The sequence below is a fragment of the Pseudomonas sp. NPDC077186 genome (assembly GCF_044543505.1).
Taxonomy (GTDB): Bacteria; Pseudomonadota; Gammaproteobacteria; order Pseudomonadales; family Pseudomonadaceae; genus Aquipseudomonas.
The window spans coordinates 384,660-402,118 of sequence record NZ_JBITWE010000001.1 but is presented as its reverse complement, the minus strand read 5'-3'; the positions used below and the strand labels follow the sequence as shown (position 1 = coordinate 402,118).

Annotated in this window: 16 protein-coding genes; 10 read left to right on the top strand and 6 right to left on the bottom strand. The window is 64.7% G+C overall.

Annotated features, from left to right (window positions below):
* Positions 1-157 precede the first annotated feature (157 nt).
* The 6 genes from ACIGKL_RS01820 to ACIGKL_RS01795 form a co-directional block, all read right to left on the bottom strand.
* Positions 158-937 (bottom strand): NAD(P)-binding domain-containing protein, encoded by a 780-nt coding sequence (locus ACIGKL_RS01820; protein ID WP_397485020.1) that lies wholly within the window; start codon positions 935-937, stop codon positions 158-160.
* A 67-nt stretch (positions 938-1,004) separates the two neighbouring features.
* Positions 1,005-1,775 (bottom strand): SDR family NAD(P)-dependent oxidoreductase, encoded by a 771-nt coding sequence (locus tag ACIGKL_RS01815; RefSeq protein ID WP_397485019.1) that lies wholly within the window; start codon positions 1,773-1,775, stop codon positions 1,005-1,007.
* A gap of 95 nt (positions 1,776-1,870) precedes the next feature.
* Positions 1,871-2,575 (bottom strand): SDR family oxidoreductase, encoded by a 705-nt coding sequence (locus ACIGKL_RS01810; RefSeq protein WP_397485018.1) that lies wholly within the window; start codon positions 2,573-2,575, stop codon positions 1,871-1,873.
* Positions 2,576-2,638: 63 nt separating this feature from the next.
* On the bottom strand, positions 2,639-4,129 hold the full coding sequence (locus ACIGKL_RS01805; protein WP_397485017.1) for an alanine/glycine:cation symporter family protein: 1,491 nt from the start codon (positions 4,127-4,129) through the stop codon (positions 2,639-2,641).
* A gap of 335 nt (positions 4,130-4,464) precedes the next feature.
* Positions 4,465-5,961 (bottom strand): CoA-acylating methylmalonate-semialdehyde dehydrogenase, encoded by a 1,497-nt coding sequence (locus ACIGKL_RS01800; RefSeq protein WP_397485016.1) that lies wholly within the window; start codon positions 5,959-5,961, stop codon positions 4,465-4,467.
* Positions 5,962-6,081: 120 nt separating this feature from the next.
* Positions 6,082-7,428 carry an aspartate aminotransferase family protein gene (locus ACIGKL_RS01795; RefSeq protein WP_397485015.1) on the bottom strand — a complete coding sequence of 449 codons (1,347 nt, stop codon included), beginning with the start codon at positions 7,426-7,428 and terminating at the stop codon, positions 6,082-6,084.
* Between the two features lie 100 nt (positions 7,429-7,528).
* On the opposite strand from ACIGKL_RS01795, the gene ACIGKL_RS01790 reads away from it, so the two are divergent.
* From ACIGKL_RS01790 to ACIGKL_RS01745, 10 genes are all read left to right on the top strand, one after another.
* The gene (locus ACIGKL_RS01790) at positions 7,529-8,440 is read left to right on the top strand and encodes a LysR family transcriptional regulator (RefSeq protein WP_397485014.1); all 912 of its coding nucleotides are present in this window, start codon (positions 7,529-7,531) and stop codon (positions 8,438-8,440) included.
* A gap of 233 nt (positions 8,441-8,673) precedes the next feature.
* The gene (locus ACIGKL_RS01785; RefSeq protein ID WP_397485013.1) at positions 8,674-9,519 is read left to right on the top strand and encodes a substrate-binding periplasmic protein; all 846 of its coding nucleotides are present in this window, start codon (positions 8,674-8,676) and stop codon (positions 9,517-9,519) included.
* A gap of 55 nt (positions 9,520-9,574) precedes the next feature.
* Positions 9,575-10,396 (top strand): amino acid ABC transporter ATP-binding protein, encoded by an 822-nt coding sequence (locus tag ACIGKL_RS01780; protein ID WP_397485012.1) that lies wholly within the window; start codon positions 9,575-9,577, stop codon positions 10,394-10,396.
* A gap of 11 nt (positions 10,397-10,407) precedes the next feature.
* Entirely contained in the window at positions 10,408-11,079 is a 672-nt protein-coding gene (locus ACIGKL_RS01775) for an amino acid ABC transporter permease (RefSeq protein WP_397485011.1), read from the top strand.
* A 10-nt stretch (positions 11,080-11,089) separates the two neighbouring features.
* Entirely contained in the window at positions 11,090-11,755 is a 666-nt protein-coding gene (locus tag ACIGKL_RS01770) for an amino acid ABC transporter permease (protein WP_397485010.1), read from the top strand.
* Between the two features lie 28 nt (positions 11,756-11,783).
* Positions 11,784-12,662 (top strand): 4-hydroxy-tetrahydrodipicolinate synthase, encoded by an 879-nt coding sequence (dapA, locus tag ACIGKL_RS01765; RefSeq protein WP_206418030.1) that lies wholly within the window; start codon positions 11,784-11,786, stop codon positions 12,660-12,662.
* 211 nt (positions 12,663-12,873) lie between these two features.
* Positions 12,874-14,157, top strand: coding sequence for an NAD(P)/FAD-dependent oxidoreductase (locus tag ACIGKL_RS01760; RefSeq protein ID WP_397485009.1), 1,284 nt, complete (start codon positions 12,874-12,876; stop codon positions 14,155-14,157).
* Positions 14,154-15,635, top strand: coding sequence for an aldehyde dehydrogenase family protein (locus ACIGKL_RS01755; protein WP_397485008.1), 1,482 nt, complete (start codon positions 14,154-14,156; stop codon positions 15,633-15,635). Before ACIGKL_RS01760 ends, ACIGKL_RS01755 begins: the two co-directional genes overlap by 4 nt.
* 10 nt (positions 15,636-15,645) lie before the next feature.
* Complete coding sequence (locus tag ACIGKL_RS01750) at positions 15,646-16,674, top strand: proline racemase family protein (RefSeq protein ID WP_397485007.1); 1,029 nt, start codon at positions 15,646-15,648, stop codon at positions 16,672-16,674.
* Between the two features lie 55 nt (positions 16,675-16,729).
* Complete coding sequence (locus ACIGKL_RS01745) at positions 16,730-17,437, top strand: GntR family transcriptional regulator (protein ID WP_397485006.1); 708 nt, start codon at positions 16,730-16,732, stop codon at positions 17,435-17,437.
* The last annotated feature ends 22 nt before the right edge of the window (positions 17,438-17,459 follow it).

The following is a 17,459-nucleotide window of genomic DNA, read 5'->3' as shown; positions in this document are numbered from 1 at the left end:
CGGCGAGGTGCCGCTGCACAACGCTGGTTACGACTTCAATGACGCCATCCTGGTTACCGGGGCGCGCTACTTCGCGGAGCTGGCGCGGGTCAGCCTGCCGCGCTGAAGCTCAGCCAGCGGCGGTTGAGCACCCGCAGGGTGCTGGGCTTAGGGGCGCTCAGCCGGAACCCGCTCCCAGCAGCCGCGCCTGTATCGAGTCCAGCGAAGCCTCCAGTTGCGTCAGCCAGCCGGCTTCCTGTAACTGCGACAGGGCCTGTTCGTTCAGGCCGCCGGGGGGTGCCGCTTCGCTCAGTAGCGTCTCGAATGAGAGTGCCTGGTCGGCCATGGCCAGCGTGGCCAGGGCGTGGAACATCGAACTGACATATCCCCTGGCCTCCGTCGGGTCGAGTCCCTGGTTTTCCAACCAGCGTCCGATGGTGGCCTGCAGGGCGTAGAAGGGTGCTATTTGCGCGGTGACCACCGCCAGGCTGCGCAGGGCTGCCTCGTCCGGTGCGGCAACCGCAGTGCCCAGTGGCGCAAACAGGCTGCGCAGTTGTGGATCTGGAGGGGTGAAGGCGATGGGGCCCAGGTGCAGTGCGACCGGGGTGAGCGGGATGGCCTTGAACAGCGCCACTGGCATCCCGATCAGGGCCTGAGCTTGTGCCAGCGACAGGGTGGATACGCAGTTCACCACCTTCTGCCCTGGGCTGAAGCGCAACTCGGCCAGCACCGCCTCGGCAATATCCGGCTTGACCGTGATAAACACCCAGTCGCAGTGGTCGACCACCGCCTGGTTGCTGTTGGCGAGCGTCACCGGCGTATAGGTCGCCACGAGCTGTTGCGCGCGTTGCGGGTTTCTCGGCGAAACCCAGATAGCCTGCGGCGTGTGGGCGCAGGTGCATAGGCCCTGAATGACTGCCTGGGCGATAGCGCCGGTGCCAATGAAACCGATATTCATGATTGCCGCCTGGTGAGGTGGGTAATCGTGGGCTGGGGAGTAGGGGATATACCCCCAGTATTGCGAGCTAACGGATATAGCTGCCGCCATTCACATCCAGGGTCGCCCCGTTGAGCGAGACCTGGGATGGACGCAGGGTGAAGGCGACCAGCTCGGCGATTTCCTCTGGGCTGGCCATGCGTCCCACGGGGATGTCGGCGGTCGCCGCCGCCTCGCCGAATTGTGCGACGAACTGCTCGGCCATGTCGGTTCGGACCCAGCCGGGGGCGATGGCCACGGCCACCACGCCGTCGGCTGCCACGCTGCGAGCGAGTGACTTGGTCAGGTTGATCAGCGCTGCCTTGCTGGCGCCGTAAGGCAAGGCATCGGCTGCGTAGCCACGCTGGGCCGCGCGACTGGCCATGTTGACGATGCGTCCGCCGCCGTGGGCGCGAAAGTGCGCGACGGCCTCGCGACACAGGTCGGCGGCCGCGAAGAAGTTGATCTGGAACTCCCGCCGCCAGGCCGCGCGCCACTCGGGCGAGGAGGCCTGCAGGGCAATCTCGGTACGAATGCCGGCGTTGTTGACTAGACCATGGAGTCGTCCTCCGGCCAGTGCCAGGGCGGCCTGCCACAACTGTTCGGCGCCGTCGTCCAGGGTCAGGTCGCCCTGTACGATCCAACCCTGGCCACCGATCCTCTCCAGCAAGGCTTGAGCGCCGCGCTCGTCACGGCTGTAGTGAATTACCGGGCGGGCACCTTCGCTCGCCAGGCGTTCTACGATCGCCGCGCCGATGCCGCCGGAACCACCGGTGACCAGCACAGCCTGACCGGCCAGATGGCCTGTGCAAACTTGCATCTGTGTTTACCTTCCTGGGCTTGGGGTATGAAGCCATTACCGTTGCTGCGGCCGAGGCGCCGACAGGCCGCGTGTCTGCTGCCTGTCGAGGCCGATCACACCGAGCGGGTCAGACCGCCGTCGACGCGGATGTTCTGCCCGGTGATATAGCCGGCCCCGGCGCTGGCCAAAAAGCCGATGGTGGCGGCGATTTCCTCGCTGCGGCCATAGCGCTTCATCGGCACGCTGGCGCGACGCTGTTCGGTGGCGGGCAGGCTGTCGATCCAGCCGGGCAGCACATTGTTCATGCGCAGGTTGTCGGCGGCATAGGTGTCGACAAATATCTTGGTGAACGACGCCAGGCCGGCGCGGAACACCGCCGAAGTGGGGAACATGTCGCTCGGCTCGAAGGTCCAGGCGGTGGAGATGTTGATGATCGAGCCACCTTTCTGCCGCTGCATGATTGGCGTGACCAGGCGGGTAGGGCGGATCACGTTGAGCAGGTAGGTGTCCATGCCGCGCACCCAGTCCTCGTCGGATATCTCCAGGATCGGTCCGCGCGGGCCATGGCCGGCGCTGTTGACCAGTACATCTATGCGCCCCCACTGCTGAACCACCTGATCGACCAGGCGCTGGAGGTCTTCGTTGGACTGGTTCGAGCCCGTCACGCCGATACCGCCCAGTTCCTTGGCGAGCGCTTCGCCCTTGCCCGAGGAGGAAAGAATCGCCACGCGAAATCCGTCCTCGGCCAGCTTGCGGGCGGCGGCGGCGCCCATGCCGCTGCCACCGGCGGTGACGATAGCTACTTTGTCTGCTGACATTTGCCGTACTCCTTAAATTCAGGGGGCGGAACGCCGGCATGTGCTGCCTGCCGGCGTCGCCGATCAATGTGCGGGTTTTGCCGTCTGGAGGGCGTTGCCGCTGCGTTCGGCGGCTGCGGATTTTTCGTCGGTAGTGCCGTACTCGTGCTCCCAGAAGTCGGCGTCTTTCAGACCGATGCTGCTGGGCTTGAAGGTCGGTTTCTGGCCGGCCTTCCTCTGCTGCTCATAGTCCTTCAGGGCTTTGAGTGCCGGCCGGGTCAGGAACAGGATGACGGTCAGGTTGACCCAGGCCATCAGGCCCATGCCCAGGTCGCCGAGGGCCCATACCGCCGCCGCCGTCTTGATGCTGCCGTGGTAGATGGTCAGCAGAAGGAGCAGCTTCAGTCCGACGCTGCCCAACAGATAGGCTGCGCGCGATTTGCCCAGCAGGTACGCCAGACAGGTTTCGGCCTTGTAGTAGTAGGACAGCAGGGTAGTGAAGCAGAAGAAGAACAGGGCGGCAGCGAGGAAAATTTCGCCCAGGCCGGGTAGGGCGGACTCGATCGCCAGCTGCGTGTAGAGCGAAGGCTGCGTGCCGATGTTCTCGATGCCGGCCGGTTTCACGTCGTACATGCCGGTGACCAGGATCATCAGGGCGGTGGCGGTGCAGATCAGCAGCGTGTCGATATACACCGAGAAGGCCTGCACCAGGCCCTGCTTGACCGGGTGGGAGACTTCGGCTGCGCCAGATTCGAAAGTCTCGCTGCCTATGCCCGCGCCGTTGGAGTAGACGCCACGTTGTACACCGAGGGCGATGGCCGAGCCGATCAGCCCGCCGAAGGTGGCGTCCAGGCCGAAGGCGCTGTTGAAGATCAGCGCAAATGCTTCCGGCACCTGGCCAAGGTTGAATGCCAGGATAAGAAGGCAGGCGAGGATATAGCCGATGGCCATGAACGGCACCATGATCTCGGCCGCCTTGGCGATGCGCTTGGTGCCGCCGAGGATGATCAGTGCGAGCAGGCCGGCGATGGCGATGCCGGTAACGGCCGGCGCGATGCCGAAGGCCTTCTCCACCGACAGCGCCACAGTATTGGCCTGCACGCCGGGCCACAGGCAACTCATTACGATCAGCGTGAGGGCGGCGGACACTATCGCCAGCCACTTCATCTTCAGGCCTTTCTCGATGTAGTAGGGCGTGCCGCCACGGTATTGGCCGCCCACCTTGGTCTTGTAGGTCTGGGTCAGGGTGATTTCGATAAAGGAGGTAGCGCTGCCGAGGAAGGCCGCCGCCCACATCCAGAACACCGCGCCAGGGCCGCCCAGGGCGATGGCGGTGGCCACGCCGGCGATATTGCCAGTGCCGACCCGGCTGCCCAGGGACAGGGAGAACGCGGCGAAGGAACTGACCCCGGCGTGGGAGTCGCCGCCCTGGAAGGCCAGCTTCAGCATGTCCTTGAACAGGCGGACCTGAACGAAGCGGGTGACCACGGAGTAAAGCAAGCCCAGCCCGAGAAAGGTATAGACCAGGGCGGAGCTCCAGACATAGCCATTGAGCTTGCCTACCAACTCTTCCATTACGTTCGCCTCTTATATTTATTCGTGAGTTCTAGCCGATCTGACGCCAAGAGCTGCGGGGGGCTCAGTGGGTTGGCCGCGTTCCCATCTGTGTAGGATAGGTTGAGCAAAGCGATACGCATCCCCACTGCTCCCCGGGTATTGCTGCACTCAACTCAGGTTGCGTTGATAAGTCGCCACTCTTTGTCCGCCTTCTGCGTAATCTTTCGGTGGCATCCCCTGATAAGCCACAGGGCCACCGAGGTGGCCCTGTGGGTGCGAGCGGTAACGAAACAAAAAAAGCCGACACAAAGGTTGTTCCGCTACCGCTCGTACTCGGTGACCACCAACTGGGCTTAGCCGTTGCTGGGGAAGGCGAACTGCGCCGCCTCGTGCGAGGCGCGCTTGGGCCAGCGCTGGGTGATGGCCTTCTTGCGGGTGTAGAAGCGCACGCCGTCCGGGCCGTAGGCATGCAGGTCGCCGAACAGCGAGCGCTTCCAGCCGCCGAAGCTGTGGTAGCTCACCGGCACCGGCAACGGCACGTTGACGCCGACCATGCCCACTTCGATTTCGTCGCAGAACAGCCGTGCGGATTCGCCGTCGCGGGTGAAGATGCAGGTGCCGTTGCCGTATTCATGGTCGTTGATCAGTTGCATGGCCTCTTCCAGGCTGCCGACGCGAACGATGCACAGCACCGGGCCGAAGATCTCTTCCTGGTAGATGCGCATGTCGGCAGTCACGCGGTCGAACAGGGTGCCGCCGACGAAGTAGCCATTCTCATGGCCGGCGACTTGGTAGCCACGGCCATCGACCACCAGCTTAGCGCCGGCGGCAACGCCGTCGTGGATATAGCCGACCACCTTGTCACGCGCGGCGGCGGTGACCAGCGGGCCCATATCCAGGCCGCACTGGGTGCCGGCGCCGATCTTCAGCGCCTGGATCTGCGGCACCAGTTTGCTCACCAGCGCATCGGCGATCTGGTCGCCCACGCACACGGCCACGGAGATGGCCATGCAGCGCTCGCCGCAGGAGCCGTAGGCCGCGCCCATCAGCGCGCTGACGGCGTTGTCCAGGTCGGCGTCGGGCATCAGCACGGCGTGGTTCTTGGCGCCGCCGAGGGCCTGCACGCGCTTGCCGCGCTTGGTGCCTTCGCTGTAGATGTACTCGGCGATCGGCGTCGAGCCGACGAAGCTCAGCGCCTTGACCTCGGGCGCTTCGATCAGTGCATCGACCGCGTCCTTGTCGCCGTTGACCACATTCAGCACGCCCTTGGGCAGGCCGGCCTGGTTGAGCAGCTCGGCGATAAACAGGGTGGAGCTGGGATCACGCTCGGACGGTTTGAGGATGAAGCAGTTGCCGCAGACGATGGCCAGCGGGTACATCCACAGCGGCACCATGGCCGGGAAGTTGAACGGGGTGATGCCGGCGACCACGCCGATCGGCTGCAGGTCGCTCCAGGCGTCGATGTTCGGGCCGACGTTGCGGCTGTACTCGCCCTTGAGGATCTCCGGGGCGGCGCAGGCGAACTCGACGTTCTCGATGCCGCGCTTGAGCTCGCCGACGGCGTCTTCGAGGGTCTTGCCGTGCTCGGCGCTGATCAGCGCGGCAATTTCGTTCTCGTTCTGCTCCAGCAGTTGCTTGAAGCGGAACATGATCTGCGCGCGCTTGGCCGGCGGGGTGTTGCGCCAGGCCGGGAAGGCGGCCTTGGCGGCGTCGATGGCCAGTTGCATGGTGGCGCGGTCGGCCAGGCCCACGGCTGCGGTGGAGTCGCCGGTGGACGGGTTGAATACTGCGGTGGTGCGGCCGTTGCAGGTAACACGCTGGCCGTTGATGAGATGGGGGATATGGCTCATTGAAGGCTCCTCAATAGAAATCTGGCGTAGGGTGGATGACGCTCTTTTCATCCACCGTTTCGGGTTCGGTGATTGGTGGATGGGTAAAGCGTCATCCACCCTACGGTGATCGGTGTTCGCTTAATCCAGCTTGTTCAGGACTTCACCAACGGCGTTGAACAGGCGGTCCAGTTCCTGCGGCTGGGTGTTGAAGGTCGGCCCGAACTGCAGGGTGTCGCCGCCGAAGCGTACGTAGAAACCGGCCTTCCACAGTTTCAGTCCGGCCTCGAACGGCCGCACCACGGCATCGCCGTCGCGCGGGGCGATCTGCAGCGCGCCGACCAAGCCGCAGTTGCGGATATCGACCACGTGCTTGGCGCCTTTCAGGCCATGCAGGGCGTTCTCGAAGTACGGCGCCAGCTCGGCCGACTGCTGGATCAGGTTGTCCCGCTGCAGCAGTTCCAGGGTGGCCAGGCCAGCAGCGCAGGCCACCGGGTGCCCTGAATAGGTGTAGCCGTGGGTGAACTCGACCATATGCTCCGGCGCGGCCTGCTGCATAAAGGTCTGGTAGATCTCGCTGCTGGCGATCACCGCGCCCAGCGGCACGGCGCCGTTGGTGATCTGCTTGGCGGCGTTGATGATGTCCGGGGTCACGCCGAAGAACTCGGCGCCGCTCCAGGTGCCCATGCGGCCGAAGCCGGTGATCACTTCGTCGAAGATCAGCAGGATGTTGTGCTGCGTGCAGATTTCGCGCAGGCGCTGCAGGTAGCCCACCGGCGGCACAATGGCGCCGGCCGAACCGGACACCGGCTCGACTATCACCGCGGCGATGTTGGAGGCGTCGTGCAACTCGATCAGCTTGAGCAGTTCGTTAGCCAGCTCGACACCGCCGGTTTCGGCCATGCCACGGGTGAAGGCCATGCCCGGCTGCAGGGTGTGCGGCAGGTGGTCGACGTCCATGAACTGGCCGTACATCTTGCGGTTACCGCCGATGCCGCCGAGCGAGGTGCCGGCGATATTGACGCCATGGTAGCCGCGGGCGCGGCCGATGAACTTGGTCTTGGCCGGCTGGCCCTTGAGGCGCCAGTAGGCCTTGGCCATCTTCACCGAAGTGTCGGCGCACTCGGAGCCGGAGCCGGTGAAGAACACGTGATTGAGCTCGCCCGGCATCAGGTCCGCGATCTTCTCGGCCAGCTGGAACGACAGCGCGTGGCCGTACTGAAAGGCTGGCGAGTAGTCGAGGGTGCCGAGCTGCTTGGCCACGGCCTCCTGGATTTCCTTGCGCGAGTGGCCGGCGCCGCAGGTCCACAGGCCGGACAGGCTGTCGAAAACGCGGCGGCCCTGGTCGTCGATAAGGATATTGCCCTCGGCCGCCACGATCAGGCGCGGGTCGCGCTGGAACTGGCGGTTGGCGGAGAACGGCATCCAGTGGGCATCCAGCTTGAGCTGGCTGGCGAGTGGGGAAGGGGTCTGCAGGGCCTGGTTCATGATGCGCATCCCGAAGGTGGTAGGTGCGATCAGCTTGTAACGAACCAATAGGTGAGTTAAATCTATATTTGTTTAAATTTAGATATTGGAAAACTCACCTATGCCCAAGAAAGCCCCACTGAGCCAGGTCAGCGATTTCGAACTGCGCCTGCTCAGGTTGTTCAAGACGGTAGCCGAATGCGGCAGCTTCGCCGCGGCCGAAGGGGCGCTGGGCATCAGTCGCTCGGCCATCAGCCTGCACATGAGCGATCTGGAAAAACGCCTGGGCATGCGCCTGTGCCAGCGCGGCCGCGCCGGCTTCGCCCTGACCGACGAGGGCCGCGAGGTGCTGCGCGCTGGCGAGGCGGTGCTGGTGGCCATCGAGGGCTTCCGCAGCGAGGTCAACCAGATGCATCAGCAACTGCGCGGCGACCTCAACGTCGGCATCGTCAACAACCTCGTCACCCAGCCGAAGATGCGTATCACTCGTGCGCTGCAGGCGGTGCGGGCACAGGGCACCGGGGTGCGCATCAACCTCAGCATGAGCACCCCCGGCGAGATCGAGCGTGGGCTGCTCGATGGACGGCTGCACGTCGGCGCCATGCCGCTGATCACGCCGCTCTCCGGGCTCGAATACAGCCTGCTGTACGAGGAGCGCTCGAACCTCTACTGCAGTCGCGAGCACCCCTTGTTCCCGCGGGCAGCCGAGGTCAGCAACGAGGAACTGCGCAGTGCCGACGCCGTGGTGCCGAGCTACCGGATGAGCGCCGAGGCCATCGGTCTGCACCAGCTGCTCAACTTCGCCGCCTCGGCGACGGACCGCGAGGGCATCGCCTTCTTGATCCTCACCGGCAGCTACATCGGCTTTCTGCCGGATCACTACGCAGCGTCCTGGGTGGAGAAGGGGCTGATGGCGCCCTTGAGCCCGGATCGTTTGTTCTTCGATGCCAAGCTGGCCGTAGCCGTGCGCAAGGGACGCCGGCAGAACCTCATCCTCGAGCGTTTTCTCGACGCCCTGCAGCTGCCCCAGTAACTCCCGCCTATACCCCTGATTCTCCTGAATTTTCCGAGTCGAGCCGGCATTCGCTGGCTCGACCGTACGGTCATTAATTTGAAAAAAATCTATGCGCCGTGTTGACAGGGTGTTTTTCTCGGTCCTAATCTGCATGCAGCGCTGCACACAACAAAGCACACGATGAAACACACAGCGCAAAATCGTTCGCTATTACTTCTGCCTACAAAAACAACTTATCGGTGAGGTGCAACATGGCTCGGTTTTTCCCACGCTCCATCCGTAATGTGATCGCCAGTGCAGCTGCAGTCGGCGCATTGCTCGCTCAGGTCCCGGCTCAGGCGGCCGAAACGCAAATCTGGAAAGACATCCAGAAGGCTGGCGTGCTGCGCTGCGGCGCGGCGGTGGCCGCTCCCTACGTCATGCGGGACGCGGCTTCCGGTCAATACAGCGGCTACTTCGTCGATCTGTGCCGCGACTTCGGCGAGAAGGTGCTGAAGGTCAAGGTAGAGTTCGTTGACACCAGCTGGGACAACATCGTCGCCGGCGTGCAGAGCAATAAGTGGGACATGGCCATGGCGCTGAACCAGACGCCGGAGCGCGCTTTGGCGCTGGCCTTCTCGGTACCTGCGACCGAGTATCAGGTCTCCCTGCTGGTCAACAAGGACAACCCGAAGTTCGCCGGCGCCGGTAACAGCGTTGCCGACTATGACAAGGAAGGCGTGACCTTCGCGGTGATGTCCGGCACCGCAGGGGACAAGCTGATCTCTGCTGCGGTGAAGAACGGCAAGATCATGCGCCTGCCGGGCATGGACGAAACGCGTATGGCGGTGATGTCGCGCCGCGCCGACGTACTGGTCGATGCCAACGACACCAATCACCTGTTCGCCCTGGCCAATCCGGGCTGGACCAAAGAGGTTCTGCCCGAGCCGGCCCTGGCCAAGCAGGGTGTCTCCTTCGGTCTGCGTCGCGACATTTCTCCGGCCGACCTGCAGGTGCTGAACATCTACCTGACCCAGCGTCGTGAAACTGGCGAGATCGATGCGCTGATCGACAAGGCTTCCGCCGAAGTCAACGCAGCAGCCCAGGCCGCCCAGTAATCCCTGCTTAGAGCCGAGGGCGACCCGCCAGGGCAGCCCTCCCGGAGACGCTTCCATGAATACTCCCCGTTTGGTGGCTGCCCAGCCACAGTCCGCTCACGCCTCCAGTTCGGTGTCGGGTGGCGATTTCATCCAGTTGCGCGGTGTGTGCAAGTCGTATGGCGAACAACTGGTGGTGATGGACAACCTCGACCTGGACATGCGCGCCGACGACAGGCTGGTGATCATCGGCCCGAGCGGCAGCGGCAAGAGCTCCCTGCTGCGGGTGTTGATGGGGCTGGAGGGTATTCAGGGCGGCACCATCAGCTTCCAAGGCAAGCCCTATATCGCCGGTGGCAAGGGCTGCGGCAAGCCGCTCAACGAGAGCTTGCGCACCCAGATTGGCATGGTCTTTCAGCACTACACCCTGTTTCCGCACCTATCGGTGCTGGGCAACCTGATTCTGGCGCCGACCAAGGTGCACGGCCTGTCCAAGGCCGAGGCCACCGAGAAGGCGCGTGCCTACCTCGCCCGCCTGGGCCTGGAAAGCAAGCTCAACGCCTATCCCAGCCAGCTGTCCGGCGGCCAGAAGCAGCGCGTGGCGATCGCCCGTGCGCTGATGCTCGAACCCAAGCTGATGCTGTTCGACGAGGTGACCTCGGCGCTGGACCCGGAAATGGTCATCGAGGTGCAGAACGTCATGCTGCAACTGGCCGAGCAGAAGATGGCCATGATCATCGTCACCCACGACATGCACTTCGCCCGGCACATCGCGACCCGCGTGGTGTTCTGCGCCAACGGCAAGGTGGTCGAGCAAGGCCCGCCGGAGCAGATCTTCACCCAGCCGAAGGAAGCCCGTACCCGCGAGTTCCTTGAAAAAGTCCTGCACCTGGACTGAGGGCGGCCGCCATGAACTATCAATTCGATTTCCACTTCCTGACCGGCAGCTTCGACGTGCTCTGGGATGGTCTGAAGGTCACCCTCGAGCTGGCCCTGGTCTCCAACCTGATCGGCCTGGTGCTGGGTTTCGGTCTGTGCCTGATGACGCTGAGCCGCTGGTTTTTCATCCGCTGGCCAGCGCAGCTGTTCATCGAGTTCTTCCGCTGCACCCCGGCGCTGCTGCAGATCGTCTGGTTCTTCTACTGCGTGCCGATGCTGTTCAACGTCTTCATCGACCCGGTGGCCATGGGCTTCCTGGCGCTGGGACTGAACCTCGCGGCCTTCAACTCCGAAGCCTACCGCGCCGGCGTGCAGGCGGTACCCAGGGAACACTTGGACGCCTCCATCGCCCTGGGCCTGCGGTCCTGGCAGCGCACCTTCTACGTGGTACTCCCACAGGCCCTGCGCAGCGCATTGCCGGTGCTGATGACCAACGGCATCGGCAGCCTGCAGCAGAGCGCGCTGGTGGCCATCGTCGCGGTCTCCGACCTGATGTACGTGGGCAAGAGCCTGGCCACCGAGGCCTATCGCCCGCTGGAAACCTACACCCTGATCGCCCTGATCTACTTCGCCCTGTCGCTGCCGATCGCGCAGCTGGTGCAGTACATCGAGCGCCGTCAGGAAGCCGCGGCCGCGCACTGAGGAGAACGTCATGAATATCGATTTTTCCGTCGTTTTCCCCTTCTGGAGCATCCTGCTCAAGGGGCTGGGCCTGACCATCGCCATCACCCTGACCTGTGCAGTCCTGGGCAGCCTGGCCGGCTTCGTGATCAGCCTGCTGCGCAATGTGCGCAACCCGCTGATCCGCCTGCCGATCACCCTCTATGTGGAGTTCTTCCGCGGCACGCCGCTGCTGATCCAGCTGTTCTGGGTGTTCTTCTGCTTCCCGGTGGTGTTCGGCCTGACGCTGTCGCCCTACGTCTCGGTGATGCTGGCGCTGACCTTCTATATGGCGGCGATCACTAGCGAGACCTTCCGTGGCGCGCTCAAATCCATCGCCAGCGAGCAGCATGACGCCTGCACGGCGCTGGGCCTGACCCCGCGGGTCAAGGTGCTGTTCGTGATCTTCCCGCAGGCCCTGCTGCGCGCCACGCCGCCGCTGCTGTCGAACGTGGTCAGCCTGTTCAAGGAGAGCGCACTGATCTCCTCGGTGGGTATCGCCGATCTGATGTTTATCGGCCAGAACATTTCCAACAGTACGGCGCGGCCGGTGGAGTTCCTCACTGCGGTCGCCGTCATCTACTTCCTCGTCGCGTTCCCCCTGACCCGCCTGGTCGGCGTGGTCGAGTCGCGGATGCTGCGTCGCTACGCCTACTAACCCCCCTAGCTCTACCGGAGATATCACCATGCAACTGAAAGGCATCCTGCCCGCCATCGTCACCCCCTTCGACAAGAACGGCGCCGTCGATCACGAGATCCTCGCCTCGATCCTCGAACACCAGCTCAAGGCCGGCGTCAGCGGCTTCGTCCCGCTCGGTTCGACCGGCGAGTACTACGCACTGACCAACGAGGAGCGCCGGCAGATCCTGGCCACCGTCAAGGAAGTGGTCGGCGACCGCGGCACCCTGATTGCCGGCGCCAACGGTTCCTGCACCCGCGAGGTACTGGAGCAGGTGCAGCAGACCGTCGACGCCGGCTACACCAACCTGCTGATCGCCCCGCCGTACTACGCGCTGCCGTCGCAGGAAGAGCTGCTCAGCCACTACCACGCCATCCTCGAAGCCTTCCCGCAGATCAACGTGGTGCTCTACAACTACCCGGTGCGTACCAACGTCGAGGTGGGCATGGGCGTGATCGAGGCGCTCAAGGATCATCCGCGCGTGATTGGCATCAAGGAAAGCAGCGGCAACCTGCTGCGCGCCATCGAGATCGGCGAGAACTACAAGGGCAAGATCCAGCTGTCCTGCGGCTCGGACGACCAGGCGCTGGACTTCTTCATCTGGGGCGCCACCAGCTGGATCTGCGGCCCGGCCAACATCTTCCCGGAGAAGGTAGTGGACTTCTACAACAAGTTCACCGCCGGCGACCTGGCCGGTGCCCAGGACGTGATGCGCAACCTGTTCCCGATCATGGCCAACCTGGAAAGCGGCAAGTTCGTGCAGAAGGTCAAGTACGGCGCCGAACTGGCCGGCTTCAAGGCCGGCAATGCCCGTGCGCCGCTGCTGCCGCTGACCGATGACGAAAAGGCCGAGTTCCGCCGCGTCTTCGAGGCTTCGCAACGCTGATGCTCGAGCCTGCCGGCCCTCGCGGGTCGGCAGGCCCAATGGCGCAGCACGCGGCTGGTTGTGGCGGTGTTGCGCACTGTTGGACACCGAATATTTTCCGGCGCTGTCTGCATTCTGACAGCGTCTGCCGGGTTGATGATGAGCAACCCTGCTGTACTGGTTCTACCTGCGATGAATTCGTCACCCATCGGTTACCCCAAGTGAGCGTCCTATGAACTCTTTACCCGCTGCAAACCCTGAACAGGCCGTCGTCATCGGGGGCGGCATCGTCGGCGTCTGTTGCGCGCTGTACCTGCAGCGCGAAGGTTATCGGGTGAACCTGGTCGACCCGGCAGCACCGGGCGACAGCACGGCCAAGTGGAGCTGCGGACAGATGGCCGTCAGCGAGGTCATCCCGCTGTCCAAACCCGGCATCCTGAAGAAGATCCCAGGCTGGCTGCTGGATCAGAAGGGCCCGCTGGCCCTGCGTCCGAGCGCGCTGCCGGGCATCCTGCCGTGGTTCCTGCGCTTCGTGGCCAACGCCCGCCACGCCAAGATCGTCGAGATCGCCCAGGCCATGACCACCCTGACCGAGCATGTCTACGAGGACTACGCGCCGCTGCTCGACGCCTGCGCGGACAAGGCCCTGCTGGGCGAGCGACCGATCATCGAGGTATTCGACTCGCCCGCCGGCGTGGCCCACGAGCGCCCGCACCTGGAGTTGCGCAAGTCGCTGGGCTTCGCCTCCGAAGAGCTGGACGCCGGCGCCATCGCAGAGCTGGAGCCGAGTCTGGCCGGCAAGTTCCAGCACGGCCTGCTGTTCCCCGACTGGCGTGCAGTCAGCGACACCGAAGGCTTTATCGCCGCTCTGACGCAAAGCTTTATCGACCAGGGCGGCGTGCGCGTGCGCGAGCAAGCCAGGCGTATCGACAGCGTCGCCGACCGCGCCAGCGGCGTGACCCTGGCCAGCGGCCTGCGCCTGCCGGCCGAGCACGTGGTGGTAGCCGCCGGCACCGGCTCGCGACAGTTCTTCGAGCAACTGGGGGTGGATGTGCCGCTGGCCGGCATCGCCGGTTACCAGGTGGTGCTGCCCAACCCCGGCGTCGAGATCCGTCACTCGGTGATCTATGCCGACGGCGGCTTCTGCTTCGCCCCGATGACCCGCGGCCTGCAGATTGGCGGCACCATCGAGTTCGCCGGCGAGGGTGCCGAGCCGAACTTCAAGCGCGCCGACATCATCTTGGAGAAAGCCCGGCGCATCCTGCCCGAGCTGCAGACCGCCAGGCTCGAATACGGCGTGGGCTATCGCCCGTTCCTGCCGGATACCAAACCGATCATCGACCGTTCGCCGCGTCTGCCCAACGTACTCATGGCCTTCGGCCATGGCCAGTTGGGCCTGACTCTCGGTGCCACCACCGGACGGCTGATCGCCGATCTGGCAGCGGGGCGGCCCACTGCCCAGAACCTGACCCCCTTCAGCGCCAAGCGCTTCGCCCTTATTGGAGGACTCGCATGAACACGTACGACCAGCTTTATATCAATGGCCAGTGGGTGGCGCCGGTTAAAGGCGGCATCTTCGAGAGCATCGACCCGAGCAGCGAAGAGCGGCTGGCTGCAGTCGCCGCCGCCACTGCCGAGGACGTCGACCTGGCCGTCAGGGCCGCCCGCCGGGCCTTCGACGAAGGCCCTTGGCCGAGCATGAGCGGCGCGGCGCGCGCCGCCGTGCTACGCAAGATCGCCCAGGGCATCCGCGACCGCCAGCAGGAGCTGGCCGAGCTGGAAGTGCGCGACAACGGCAAGCCGCTGCCCGAGGCGCTCTGGGACATCGGCGACACCGCCGGCTGCTTCGATTTCTACGCCGACCTCGCCGAAGACCTCGACGGTCACAGCGAGCAGCCTGTGGCGCTGGCCGACGAGCGCTTCAGCTCGGTGGCGCGCAAGGAGCCGGTGGGCGTCGCCGGCGCCATCATTCCGTGGAACTTTCCCATGCTGATGGCCGCCTGGAAGGTTGCCCCGGCGCTGGCCGCCGGCTGCTGCATGGTGCTCAAGCCGTCCGAGCTGACCCCGCTCACCGCCCTGGAGCTGGCGCGCATCGCCCACAAGGCCGGGCTGCCGGCCGGCGTGCTCAATGTGGTCACCGGTCTGGGCCCGGATGCCGGCGCGCCGCTGGCCGAGCACCCCGGCATCGACAAGCTGGCCTTTACCGGCAGCGTGCCGACCGGCAGCCGGATCATGCAGGCCGCCGCCAAGGACATCAAAAACATCAGCCTGGAGCTGGGCGGCAAGTCGCCGTTCATCGTCTTCGCCGACAGCGATGTCGAGGCCGCCGTCGAGTGGATCATGTTCGGCATCTTCTGGAACCAGGGCCAGGTCTGCTCCGCTACCTCCCGCGTGCTGGTGCAGCGCGAGCTGTACGCGCCGCTGATCGAGCGCCTGAAGCAGGAAGCCGAGAAGGTGCGCATCGGCAACGGGATGGAGGAGGGCGTGCTGCTCGGCCCGCTGGTCAACCAGAGCCAGTACGACAAGGTGCGTGAAGCCATAGTGCGTGGTCGCGAGGAGGGCGCCAAGTTGGTCTACGGTGGCGAGCGGCCGGCCGGTTTCGCCAAGGGCTTCTACCTGCAGCCGACCATCTTCGCCGACGTACCAGAGGACAGCTGGATCTGGAACGAGGAAATCTTCGGCCCGGTGGTGTGCATCCGGCCGTTCGACGACGAAGCCGAGGCGCTGCGCAGCGCCAACGACTCGCGCTTCGGCCTGGCCGCTGCGGTGATGTCCAAGGACCTGCCGCGCGCCGAGCGCGTCGCCCGCAAGTTGCGCGCCGGCATCGTCTGGATCAACTGCTCGCAGCCGACCTTCACCGAGGCGCCCTGGGGCGGTTACAAGCAGAGCGGGATCGGTCGCGAGCTGGGCGAGTGGGGCCTGAACAACTACCTGGAAACCAAGCAGATCACCCGCTACGACAGCGAGCAACCCTGGGCCTGGTACATCAAGTGAGGTAAGCGCCATGCGCTGGAAGAAAACGCTGCAAATCGTCGATGTGCACTGCGAGGGCGAGATCGGCAAGGTCATCACCGGCGGCGTACTCGGCGTCCCCGGCGCGACCATGCTGGACAAGATGAACCACATTAACGAGGTGGACGACAGCCTGCGCCGCCTGGTGATGCTGGAGCCGCGCGGCTGCCTGCAGATGTCGGTCAACCTGCTGCTGCCGCCGACCCGACCGGAGGCGCAGGCGGGCTTTATCGTGCTGCAGGCCGACAAGGCCCATCCGATGTCCGGCAGCAACTGCATCTGCGTGGTCACCGCGCTGCTGGAACTGGGCATGCTGCCGATGCAGGAGCCGGAAACCACCGTGGTGCTGGACACCCCGGCCGGCCTAGTGACCGCCCGGGCGCGCTGCGAAGACGGGCGCTGCCTGAGCGTATCGCTGGACATGGTGCCGTCGTTCGTCGAGCACCTGGACCTGGCCATCGACACCGAGGCGTTCGGCAGCATCAAGGCCGATATCGCCTTCGGCGGCGTCTACTACGCCCTGGTGGACGTCGAGCAGGTCGGGCTGAGCATCGCCCCGGAGCACGCCCGCGAACTGGCCGCCGCCGGGGTGGCGCTGAAGGAGCTGATCAACCGCCAGGTCAGCGTCCAGCACCCGTTGTTCGCCGCGCTCAATGACGTGGCCTACGTGATGTTCCGCAATCGCCTGGATGGCCGCACCTACCAGACCTGCACCACGTTGCCGCCGGGCCGCGTCGATCGCTCGCCCTGCGGCACCGGCAGCTCGGCCAACCTCGCGACGCTGGCGGCACGTGGTTTGGTCGAGGAGGGCGACCAGTTGGTCTCGCGTTCCACCATCGGCGGCGAGTTCCAGGTGCAGCTGCTTGGCCGCAGCGAGGTCGGCGGCCGGCCCGCGGTGTTGCCGCGGATCACCGGACGCGCCTGGATCTACGGCATCCAGCAACTGGGGGTAGACCCGGACGATCCCCTGGCTGCGGGCTTTATGCTCAGCGATACCTGGGGCCCGGCCTTTCCCCAGTGAGTGCGTCACACCGGGGCGGGCCAGTCGGCCCGTCCGAACCAGCGGGAGCAGTGCCATGGGCGTAGTCGAGATCAAGGCGGAAGGTAGTGCCAAGCGACACGGCGGTCGCTATATCTACGAGGCGCTGCGCAGGCAGATCCTTACGCTGCAACTCAAGCCCGGCGCACAGTTGGACGAGGTGTCGCTGGCGGCGCAGTTCGGCGTGTCCCGCTCACCGGTACGCGATGCCCTGGCGCGGCTGATCAGCGAAGGGCTGGTGACCATCTTGCCCAATCGCACCATGCTAGTGACACCCTTCGAAATCGAGGAGTTTCCCAACTACATCGCTGCGCTGGACCTGACCCAGCGCGCGGTGACCCGGCTCGCCGCGATCAACCGCACCGAGCAGGATCTGCAGCGCATCCGCCAGGCCAATGTCGCCTATGTCGCGGCGTTGGGGCAGGGCAGCTTCGAGGCCATGTCCGAGCTGAACAAGGCCTTCCATATGGAGATCGCCAGGGCAGGGCACAATCCCTATTTCACCAGCTACTACGAGAAATTGCTGGGCGAGGGCCAGCGCCTGCTGCACCTGCACTTCGACTTCATCGTCAGCTCGCAGGGGCTCAGTGGTGCCGATCAGGACCACGACAGCATCATCGAAGCCATCGCCAACCGTCAGGCGGACCTGGCCGAGCAGGCCTCCCACGAGCACACCGTTCTGTTCCGTGATCGCTTCCTGGAATTTATGAAGCAGAACCTTACCAAGAGCGTCTCGATCCGCTAGCCGCCACGACTATTTTGCCGAA

What these genes read in the sequence shown, in the direction of transcription:
- ACIGKL_RS01775 (WP_397485011.1), top strand. Translation starts at nt 10,408, where the DNA reads ATGAACTATCAATTCGATTTCCACTTCCTGACCGGCAGCTTCGACGTG.
- ACIGKL_RS01770 (WP_397485010.1), top strand. Translation starts at nt 11,090, where the DNA reads ATGAATATCGATTTTTCCGTCGTTTTCCCCTTCTGGAGCATCCTGCTC.
- ACIGKL_RS01760 (WP_397485009.1), top strand. Translation starts at nt 12,874, where the DNA reads ATGAACTCTTTACCCGCTGCAAACCCTGAACAGGCCGTCGTCATCGGG.
- ACIGKL_RS01810 (WP_397485018.1), bottom strand. Translation starts at nt 2,575, where the DNA reads ATGTCAGCAGACAAAGTAGCTATCGTCACCGCCGGTGGCAGCGGCATG.
- ACIGKL_RS01745 (WP_397485006.1), top strand. Translation starts at nt 16,730, where the DNA reads ATGGGCGTAGTCGAGATCAAGGCGGAAGGTAGTGCCAAGCGACACGGC.
- dapA (WP_206418030.1), top strand. Translation starts at nt 11,784, where the DNA reads ATGCAACTGAAAGGCATCCTGCCCGCCATCGTCACCCCCTTCGACAAG.
- ACIGKL_RS01815 (WP_397485019.1), bottom strand. Translation starts at nt 1,775, where the DNA reads ATGCAAGTTTGCACAGGCCATCTGGCCGGTCAGGCTGTGCTGGTCACC.
- ACIGKL_RS01790 (WP_397485014.1), top strand. Translation starts at nt 7,529, where the DNA reads ATGCCCAAGAAAGCCCCACTGAGCCAGGTCAGCGATTTCGAACTGCGC.
- ACIGKL_RS01820 (WP_397485020.1), bottom strand. Translation starts at nt 937, where the DNA reads ATGAATATCGGTTTCATTGGCACCGGCGCTATCGCCCAGGCAGTCATT.
- ACIGKL_RS01750 (WP_397485007.1), top strand. Translation starts at nt 15,646, where the DNA reads ATGCGCTGGAAGAAAACGCTGCAAATCGTCGATGTGCACTGCGAGGGC.
- ACIGKL_RS01800 (WP_397485016.1), bottom strand. Translation starts at nt 5,961, where the DNA reads ATGAGCCATATCCCCCATCTCATCAACGGCCAGCGTGTTACCTGCAAC.
- ACIGKL_RS01795 (WP_397485015.1), bottom strand. Translation starts at nt 7,428, where the DNA reads ATGAACCAGGCCCTGCAGACCCCTTCCCCACTCGCCAGCCAGCTCAAG.
- ACIGKL_RS01785 (WP_397485013.1), top strand. Translation starts at nt 8,674, where the DNA reads ATGGCTCGGTTTTTCCCACGCTCCATCCGTAATGTGATCGCCAGTGCA.
- ACIGKL_RS01805 (WP_397485017.1), bottom strand. Translation starts at nt 4,129, where the DNA reads ATGGAAGAGTTGGTAGGCAAGCTCAATGGCTATGTCTGGAGCTCCGCC.
- ACIGKL_RS01780 (WP_397485012.1), top strand. Translation starts at nt 9,575, where the DNA reads ATGAATACTCCCCGTTTGGTGGCTGCCCAGCCACAGTCCGCTCACGCC.
- ACIGKL_RS01755 (WP_397485008.1), top strand. Translation starts at nt 14,154, where the DNA reads ATGAACACGTACGACCAGCTTTATATCAATGGCCAGTGGGTGGCGCCG.